General features: G+C 37.0%; 8 protein-coding genes. 5 read left to right on the top strand and 3 right to left on the bottom strand.

Annotated elements, in window-relative coordinates; genetic code table 11:
- The coding region (locus AC3II9_RS19055; protein ID WP_489157995.1) for a hypothetical protein at positions 1-271 on the top strand (271 nt) is incomplete at its 5' end.
- A gap of 723 nt (positions 272-994) precedes the next feature.
- The gene (locus tag AC3II9_RS19050) at positions 995-2,425 is read left to right on the top strand and encodes an alanine/glycine:cation symporter family protein (RefSeq protein WP_489157993.1); all 1,431 of its coding nucleotides are present in this window, start codon (positions 995-997) and stop codon (positions 2,423-2,425) included.
- A gap of 67 nt (positions 2,426-2,492) precedes the next feature.
- Here AC3II9_RS19050 and AC3II9_RS19045 read toward each other — a convergent pair whose 3' ends face one another.
- A complete protein-coding gene (locus AC3II9_RS19045; protein WP_489157991.1) occupies positions 2,493-2,912 on the bottom strand; it encodes a hypothetical protein in 420 nt (139 codons plus the stop codon).
- 230 nt (positions 2,913-3,142) lie between these two features.
- Positions 3,143-3,916 carry a class I SAM-dependent methyltransferase gene (locus tag AC3II9_RS19040; RefSeq protein WP_489157990.1) on the bottom strand — a complete coding sequence of 258 codons (774 nt, stop codon included), beginning with the start codon at positions 3,914-3,916 and terminating at the stop codon, positions 3,143-3,145.
- Between the two features lie 119 nt (positions 3,917-4,035).
- Here AC3II9_RS19040 and AC3II9_RS19035 point away from each other — a divergent pair, with 119 nt between their 5' ends.
- Entirely contained in the window at positions 4,036-4,908 is an 873-nt protein-coding gene (locus tag AC3II9_RS19035) for a LysR family transcriptional regulator (protein ID WP_489157988.1), read from the top strand.
- 35 nt (positions 4,909-4,943) lie between these two features.
- Here AC3II9_RS19035 and AC3II9_RS19030 read toward each other — a convergent pair whose 3' ends face one another.
- Entirely contained in the window at positions 4,944-5,606 is a 663-nt protein-coding gene (locus AC3II9_RS19030; RefSeq protein ID WP_489157986.1) for a nuclease-related domain-containing protein, read from the bottom strand.
- Positions 5,607-5,752: 146 nt separating this feature from the next.
- Here AC3II9_RS19030 and AC3II9_RS19025 point away from each other — a divergent pair, with 146 nt between their 5' ends.
- Together AC3II9_RS19025 and AC3II9_RS19020 are read left to right on the top strand one after the other, a co-directional pair.
- Positions 5,753-6,079: a nucleoside triphosphate pyrophosphohydrolase gene (locus AC3II9_RS19025; protein ID WP_489157984.1), complete on the top strand. Its 327-nt coding sequence runs from the start codon at positions 5,753-5,755 to the stop codon at positions 6,077-6,079.
- A gap of 24 nt (positions 6,080-6,103) precedes the next feature.
- Positions 6,104-8,464, top strand: a complete 2,361-nt coding sequence (locus tag AC3II9_RS19020; RefSeq protein WP_489158003.1) for a DEAD/DEAH box helicase family protein — start codon at positions 6,104-6,106, stop codon at positions 8,462-8,464.
- Positions 8,465-8,779: the final 315 nt, after the last annotated feature.

Below are 8,779 nucleotides of genomic sequence, written 5' to 3'. Positions count from 1 at the left end.
GTATCCGGTCAAAACAACTCGGTGCGAGCAAAACCTTGCCGTATCCGAGCAAAAGCCCAGTGTGAACGGTCAAAAAGCTGTGCTATCCGAGCAAAAAGCCGCGTTATCCGGTCAAAACAACTCGGTACGAGCAAAACCTTGCCGTATCCGAGCAAAAGCCCAGTGTGAACGGTCAAAAAGCTGCGCTATCCGAGCAAAAAGCCGCGTTATCTGGTCAAAACAACTCGGTACGAGCAAAACCTTGCCGTATCCGAGCAAAAGCCCAGTTTAAACGGTCAAAAAGTTACGGTATCCGGTCAAAAGCCTTGGTATGGGCAAAAAATTACCGTATCCGAGCAAAAGCCCACGGTAAACGGTCAAAAAGTTGCACTATCCGGTCAAAAAATCACTGTATCCGGTCAAAACCTTACCGTATCCGAGCAAAAACTTGCAGTGAACCGTTAAAAATATTTATTTTTCACTTTTTAAAGCCAACTGTTATGCCGGAACATGAAAATGCACATATGTAGCATCTTTGAAAAGTAGCAATCTTTAAGACAATAGCCTAAAAAATCATCTTGTTTCATTTAGAGAAATCCATTATACATTACCGAAAATAAAGTAATAGCACTAAAGAATATCAAGAATTTAAGCAAACAAATCAAATTTCTGATAAATGACAATTTAAATTTCAAAAACACCATTTTTCATTGAAAAAAATGGTGTTTTTTTAGTATAATGAAAAATGGTTTCTGTTCCGAGAATGCTTTTGGAGGGAACGTCCTGGGCTTGTAGTCAAAGGTTTTGTACTGTTCCCTCAGAAGTTTATTCACCTCTTCTGTTAATTTTGGAATTATCAGATTTTTAACATATATATTCGCCGATTGTTTTAAAATGAATCAGGCTATCACATGTATGGGAAGAAGAGGGTGGCAAAAGTCAGAAATATTTTATTTTCTAATTTTTGTTCCTATGGAGTGAACAGGAAATTCTATTAAATGAAGGAAGTGAATGTATGGATTGGTTTAGTAGTGTTCTAGGTGAAGTAAATACAATTTTATACTCGTATGTATTAATCATATTGTTAGTAGGAACGGGTTTGTTTTTTACCTTTAAAACGAAGTTTATTCAATTTAGATTAATCCCAGAAATGTTTAAACTTATTACAGAAGCAGCGCCAAAAGATAAGTCGGGGAAAAAGGGGATCTCTTCTTTCCAGGCCTTTACAATATCCGCGGCTTCTCGTATTGGAACGGGTAATATTGCGGGGGTTGCGACGGCGATAGCTCTTGGCGGTCCTGGTGCGGTCTTTTGGATGTGGATGATTGCGCTAATTGGTGGAGCATCTGCACTGATTGAAAGTACATTAGCACAAGTATATAAAGTGAAAGACGATCGTACTGGATTGTTTCGTGGCGGTCCTGCCTATTATATGGAAAAAGGTTTAAATAAAAGGTGGATGGGCATTCTTTTTGCCGTTGCTATTACCATTACTTACGGCTTTGTTTTTAATGCCGTACAAGCCAATACGATTTCAATTGCCTTTGAAGAAAGCTTTGGTGCTAATCGTGTTGTAGTAGGTTTAATCATGGCTGCTTTAACAGGCATCATTGTCTTTGGTGGGTTAAAGCGAATTGTCAGCTTCACTCAAGTCGTTGTGCCAGTTATGGCCATTTTATATATTGTCATTGCACTTGTTGTGGTCATCATCAATATTTCAGAACTTCCGAATGTATTTGTCCTAATTATTAAATCTGCCTTTGGATTGGAAGAAGCTTTTGCCGGCATGTTAGGGGCAGCCATCATGAATGGGATTAAACGTGGTTTATTCTCCAATGAAGCAGGGATGGGTTCTGCACCGAATGCAGCAGCAACAGCATCTGTTTCTCACCCCGTAAAGCAAGGCTTGATTCAAGCACTCGGTGTATTTATTGATACATTATTAGTTTGTACTGCAACGGCTGCCATCGTATTATTGGGTGATGCGTATCTGCAATCTGACGCTACGTCTGTCAATTTAACGCAAGCTTCCTTAGTCGGAAACCTGGGTGATTGGGCAGGGAGCTTTTTAGCAATCATTGTATTTATGTTTGCCTTTAGTACGGTTATTGGTAACTACTACTATGGTGAATCGAATATTGAATTTATTAAAGAATCAAAAAATACTTTAATTGTATTCCGTATATTTGTGGTACTCTTCGTTATGTTTGGTGCAGTTGCAAAAGTACAAGTTGTATGGGATTTAGCGGATTTATTTATGGGCATTATGGCCATCATCAACTTAATCGCGATTTTGTTACTTTGGAAAGTAGCAAAACCAGTTATTGACGATTATTTAATCCAACGTAAGCAAGGGAAAGATCCAGTATTCTATAAGAAAAACGTACCTAATATTGGAGACGTTGAATGTTGGACAGACGATGAAGGAATAGAAGAAAAACGTTAAATTTTATACATTTAAAGGAGTGACCTACTTTTTGGGCACTCCTTTTTGCTTAAGATTTGGGGATATTTTATTGATTCAATTCCGTATATAAAACATATTTTAAAGCAGAAATTTCATCCTCAGACAGTTTACCTTCAATTTCGGATAATACTTCATCCTGACTAATTGAACCGTTTTGTACTTGTTCTTGAATATCAAGTAAACGATTAACGCCCACTTTTTTGATTAACACACGTGTCGCTTCTTCTTTAGTTTGGAAGGGAAGCGTATCCGGATTTGTAGTTGCTGCCTCGCTTACAATTTCTTGAATCTTCGAATCGTTCTCGATATAGGATTTTACTTCTTCTAGATTTTCGTCATCTAAAGTAGATTCCACTTTTTCGATTATTTTTTCGGAAGCGATATTTGTGCCAAAATGCCACACAGCATAGCCAGCTCCTCCGAGTAAAACAAGAATTATCGCCATAATTGTTAAAACCTTTTTCATCAACTCACTCCTGACCCTTTGAATATAGCACAACTTCTCAAAAATCACTAAGAAAAGATATTTCCTATAATTACAATTATATAGGAACACGGTGCAGATAAGTTTTCACCCTAATATATAGATAGCGTAATTATCTATTGTAGGATGTCTATATTTCCATCTGGGTACTTGTCCCACAATCAGGCGTAATTAGTGTATAAGTATAAGGGCTTCCTTTCATTAGTTCAGTTTTATTTTACTCCAACTACACGAATCCTTTTATAATCTGCGATCCAATTTCCTTCTTGATACAAAATTTCTTTTAAATTGTGTTCAACATTTTCGATTATTTGATCTTTTGTATGTTCAGGAATATTAGCAAATAGCATACCGCCAAACATATGAATCCAGTTTCTTAATCCATTGTCTCCATCTAATTGTGTTGGTCGATCATAGTGTTGAGCAAATGTCACTCTAAACCCTACCTCTTCCATTAGCTTCGAATACTCTGCAATGCTTGGATAAAACCAAGGAAACTGTTCTGCTTTAAATTCGAATCCTGAATTTTTTATTTGTCGAATGATTTCAGCAGTAATTGTTTGTACGTTGCCTTTTCCTCCAAATTCAGCAACAAATCTTCCGCCTTGTTTCAAACTATGATAGATAGCTTGTACTGCTTTAATAGGTGGCTTTACCCAATGAAGTGTTGCATTTGAAAATACCGCATCAAATTCACAATCGTATACTAGGTTCGTTGCATCCTGGACAAAAAACTGTATATGCGGGTATTTACTAATGGCTTGTTTCACCATGCTTTCAGATTTATCTACACCTACAACTTCCACACCACACTCATATAACGTACCGGCTAAATCTCCAGTTCCGCAACCAAGGTCAAGAATTCTTTCCCGATCCTTGGGAGCTAATAATTCCACCAAACTATTCCCATATTTTGAAACAAATGAATGCTTACCATCGTATAAACTGGCATCCCAATAATCTTTTGTACCTTGAAATGTTTCCATATCCATTCTCTCCTTACTGTATATATTTGTTAATTGAATTATAATTGAAAAGGTTGATAATAGGTATTAACGAAAAAATCATTTTTCAATAACAAATCGTTATTAATGTGGAGGTATATATGGAGATTAAGTGGATAAAGACTTTCGTTGTTACAGCAAAGTTTGAGAATTTTAGAAAAGCCTCAGAAGAACTTTTTCTAACTCAACCTGCTGTAACTAAACATATTCAAAGGTTAGAAGAACATCTGAACATTCAATTATTTGAAAGGATAGGAACTAAAGTAATTCTCACTTCAGCAGGTCATAAGTTTTATTCATATGCGACAGAGTTTTTAACGAAGTATGAGGAAGGAATGGAAGAGTTTGAATCTTGGAAACAAGGTTATAATCGAAAGTTAGTTATTGCTACTGCACCACAAATTGCATCATCCTTCCTTCCCTCTTTAGTGCGTCATTTTATAAATGAACATCCAAATATAGAGGTCATTATAAATATACTGAAATCTTATGATATAGGCGAAGAAATCAGTGTCGGAAAAGCAGATATAGGATTGTCAAGACTACTTCCGATTCAAACAAATATTAAAGTTAATACTGTTCATAAAGAACCTGTCATTTTGGTTGGGCCTAATTGTAAAGAGGCATCTGACCTTGACGAACAAACCGCAATACATAAATATCGGTTAGTTACACATAATCATCCGGATTATTGGGATCATCTTTTAAACGATATTAAGAGACATTATCCAACTGTTCGAACGATGAAAGTAAATCAAATAGAAGTGACAAAACGTTTTATCGAAGAAGGTCTCGGCATTTCATATTTACCCATTACGATGATTAAAGAAGAACTAACAACGAATAAGTTGGTAGAGATAAAAGCAGATAAAATCACTCCACCAACCTCCTATACGTATGTATTAACAAAAGTAGAATCAGAAGAAGTATTAGTTTTTATCAACTTTTTAAAGAATGCGTTGAGCAGCTTGTGAAATAACTTGATAGAAGAGTAGGTAGTCATGCAGCCTTATTTTTTATATTGTGCTATATCTTGTTTATGCTGTTCAATGATCGCTGGATCCGTAACGGCGAATCTTTTTAAATCCGTATAAATTTTAATGACTTCAGCCGTTGTGAACAGATTAGGGTTTTTATTTGTTAGCTCTTCTATTAACTTGCGAAGGGCAGGGCGTTTAATGACATGTGTTTGCTGTTGTGTGTAGTGAATCTCCTTTAGTTCGCAGCGTTCGCTGAATACGACTAAGTTTGTATATGCCTCGGTAGGGATGTTCGGTAATACATGTTGCAAGGCGCGGATATGTGTTTCGTTTTGCTTAATCGGGTTATAGAAAGAATATTTTTTACGGTTAGGAAATACTTGTGTCCAATTTTTATGGTCGCCATTCCCGTATATCCATGCGGAATAATTTTTGGACTCGATAGCATAAATCCCTGTCTCATGAATAAACACTAAATCAATTTCAGTAGGTTTGCCGTTCTTTTTCGGGATATAAATATTGTAAAGGGTTCTGCTCGCTCCTTGTACCTCATTTAAAGCGAAATTAGATAAATACTCCCCGAACAGCCCCTTGTTTGTAACGACATCTAGCAAAGAATTTCCTGTCGCATTTCGATAATCTTTATGTGATTCAATCGTATTTTTAACTTTTTTCATGAATTGCTTCAACATGTTCATTCCTCCTTATGATTAGTATAAAGTATTTATGTTCTGGAATAAATATGGAAATTTAATTAAAGCGAAATGATGAAAGATATCATATATGAAATAGAACATAGTTTGCTAAAATAGATGTATTAAATAGAAGAGGTGAAATTATGCCAGTATACAACAAACTAATTCGTGATCGCATTTTAGAAATTATAGAAGCAGACGGTCTTTCATATAATGCCCGTACACTAGCACCAGAAGAGCATCTTACAGAAATTAAGAAAAAGCTATACGAGGAAGCGAAAGAATTTGACGAGACGACAAATGAACAAGATGCAATAGAAGAAATGGCGGATGTGTTAGAACTGCTACATGCTGCTTTAAAAGTATATGGCAAGTCATTTGATGAGCTAGAAGCTGTCCGTGTGAAAAAGAAGGAAAAGCGCGGTGGTTTTGATAAAGGGCTTTATTTGATGGATGTAGAGGATAAGTAAGTGAAGCTCATTACAGCAAATTTAATGAATGAATTGAAGGATTTAAGTGAAGAGGCCGTTCATATTTGCTGGATCACTGCTTTTGCGATGAAATCTGGCGTCGATTTAATGCTTCCAACACTCAAAAAGGCATCTGAACGAGGTGCTGAAATTCAATTGTTAGTCGGTGATTATTTATCGATTACACAACCAGAGGCACTTCGAACTTTATTAGCGAATCTTCCGCAAGCAGAAATACGACTTTATCAAACGTATGGGCGGTCTTTCCATCCAAAGGCTTATTTATTTAGACATGAGGGGAGCCAACATGTGATCGTTGGTTCTTCTAATTTGTCACGCTCCGCTTTAACGACAGGAATCGAGTGGAGTTTACATACAATCGATTTACCGACTTTTGAGCAATCGATGGATGAATTTAATCGCGTTTTCTATTCAGAAAATACGATACCTGTGAACAAGGTACGTATTGATGACTATGAAAAACGGTATAAAGAAGCCAATCGAGTGATGGCACTGTCTGATAAATGGAGCGAGGCTGAAGAAGTCGGTCTTATGTATGGAACGGAATCGAAAGCATCTATAGCAAAAGATGAGAAGCTTGAAGTGACGGTACTAGAGCCAAGACCAGCTCAACAACTAGCACTTTCGGCATTAAAGGCAACGCTACAGCAAGGCTATGATAAAGCAATGGCAGTGCTAGCAACAGGACTTGGGAAAACGTATTTAGCCGCATTTTTTGCGAAGTATTTTAAACGAGTACTATTTGTTGCACATCGCGATGAAATTCTAGAGCAAGCAAAAGAAGCCTTTTTACATGTACATCCGAATAGAACGACAGGCTATTATAATGGCATCGAAAAAAATACAGATGCAGACATGCTATTTGCTTCCGTGTATACGATTGCACAAAAGCAGCATTTAGCAAAATTTAATGAAGACGCGTTTGATTTAATTGTTATTGATGAATTTCATCATGCCGCAGCCCCTACATATAATCGGTTAATCGAGTATTTTAAACCGTCATTTTTACTCGGGATTACGGCAACACCCGATCGACTGGACAATAAAGATGTGTATGCGATTTGTGATGGCAATGTCGCGATAGAAGTGCACTTTCTAGATGCGATTGCACATAAATGGTTAAGCCCATTCCACTATTACGGTATTCGAGACGAAATTGATTACGCGCAAATTCGTTGGTTAGGTACAGGGTATGATGAGGAGCAATTAACAGCGGCACAGCTACAAGAGGATGTCGTTAATAAGATATATGAAAATTGGTTGAAATATAAACAAACAAGAACGATTGGATTTTGTTCTTCTGTTAAGCAGGCAACGTATTTAACAAATTATTTTGTTAAGCAAGGTGTAAAAGCCGAGGTACTCACGGGAAGCAATACGAGGGGAGAACGTAAAAAAATCCGAGAGCAATTAATTCATGGTGAAATTGACCTGATCTTTACGGTTGACTTATTTAATGAAGGTGTGGATATTCCAACGGTCGATACATTGCTTTTTGTTCGACCAACCGAATCGATTGCTATTTTTACACAGCAAATTGGTCGTGGATTACGCCTAGCGGAAGGAAAATCTCACTGTGTCATTATTGATTGCATCGGCAATTACCGCAATGCAGACCGCAAACTCCGACTCTTTTATCCAGAACTACTCCCAAACAAAAAATTCATACCTGAGCATACACATATGATTCCAGGGACGGACTGTATAGTGAATATGGATCTTGATGTGATTGATTTATTAAAAGAAATCATTAAGAAAAATAGCTCGTATAAGGAACAAATAATGGATGCCTATATGAATGTAAAGGCAGAGTTAGGGAGAAGACCGAGCTATTTAGAAATGTATTTGCAAAGTGGGTTTTACGATATCAATATTGCGAGGGAATTTGGCTCCTACATCGGCATGCTAAAGCAGGCAAAGGAACTGACAGCTGAAGAACTCGCAGCTTTTGAAAAACACGAGCAACTACTAGTAGAAATCGAAAAAACAGCTATGACGAAAAGCTATAAGATGGTCCTGTTAAAGGGCATGCTGGAGCGTGGCGCAGCCAATTGGTATAAAGCGATCACAGCTTCTGAACTAGCACCCACATTTGCACAATATTTAGCCCACCCAACGAGAAGTCAAATTGATCCAATTGATTTAATCGATAAAAAAGTCATTTCATTACTTGAAAAAATGCCCATGACAAAATGGTCTGGCAGCAGTAAAGGCTTGTTGTACTTTGAAGACGGTGCATTTGGCTTCAACGTAGAAATTGAACGAGCCATGCAAGAAACGATGTATGGATGGGTTAAAGAGATATGTGAATTTAGGTTGAATCGGTATTTTGCGAGGAAGGCGGAGAAGGGGAAGTTGAATTAGGGGATTCTTCTATGCAGTGATTGCATGTGAATTCGATTGGGAATGTTCGATGGGGCAGCATGTAATTTTAATTGTTCAACTTTGGGGTTTATTTGGAATGAATTAAGGAAAATAATGGTTCTATGTTTTACTTGTGAAGTATATGAGGGATTTGATATATGGTAAGGTGAACCCAATGAAGTCAAGCTATTCACCGATTGTTATTTGAATAGAAAAGCGTTTAGCTGATTGTAATATTTCATTAAGCGCAAGCCACTGAGCATTATAAAGATTTAATACAACTTACTTCAATCAAGCACTAACAATTTATAAATT

The sequence above is a fragment of the Lysinibacillus sp. RU7 genome (assembly GCF_057837305.1).
The sequence above is the reverse complement of the archived record's forward strand: the minus strand, read 5'-3'. Positions and strand labels throughout refer to the sequence as shown.

Coding starts and splice junctions, on each gene's coding strand:
- AC3II9_RS19050 (WP_489157993.1), top strand. CDS start 995: ATGGATTGGTTTAGTAGTGTTCTAGGTGAAGTAAATACAATTTTATAC.
- AC3II9_RS19045 (WP_489157991.1), bottom strand. CDS start 2,912: ATGAAAAAGGTTTTAACAATTATGGCGATAATTCTTGTTTTACTCGGA.
- AC3II9_RS19040 (WP_489157990.1), bottom strand. CDS start 3,916: ATGGAAACATTTCAAGGTACAAAAGATTATTGGGATGCCAGTTTATAC.
- AC3II9_RS19035 (WP_489157988.1), top strand. CDS start 4,036: ATGGAGATTAAGTGGATAAAGACTTTCGTTGTTACAGCAAAGTTTGAG.
- AC3II9_RS19030 (WP_489157986.1), bottom strand. CDS start 5,606: ATGTTGAAGCAATTCATGAAAAAAGTTAAAAATACGATTGAATCACAT.
- AC3II9_RS19025 (WP_489157984.1), top strand. CDS start 5,753: ATGCCAGTATACAACAAACTAATTCGTGATCGCATTTTAGAAATTATA.
- AC3II9_RS19020 (WP_489158003.1), top strand. CDS start 6,104: ATGAATGAATTGAAGGATTTAAGTGAAGAGGCCGTTCATATTTGCTGG.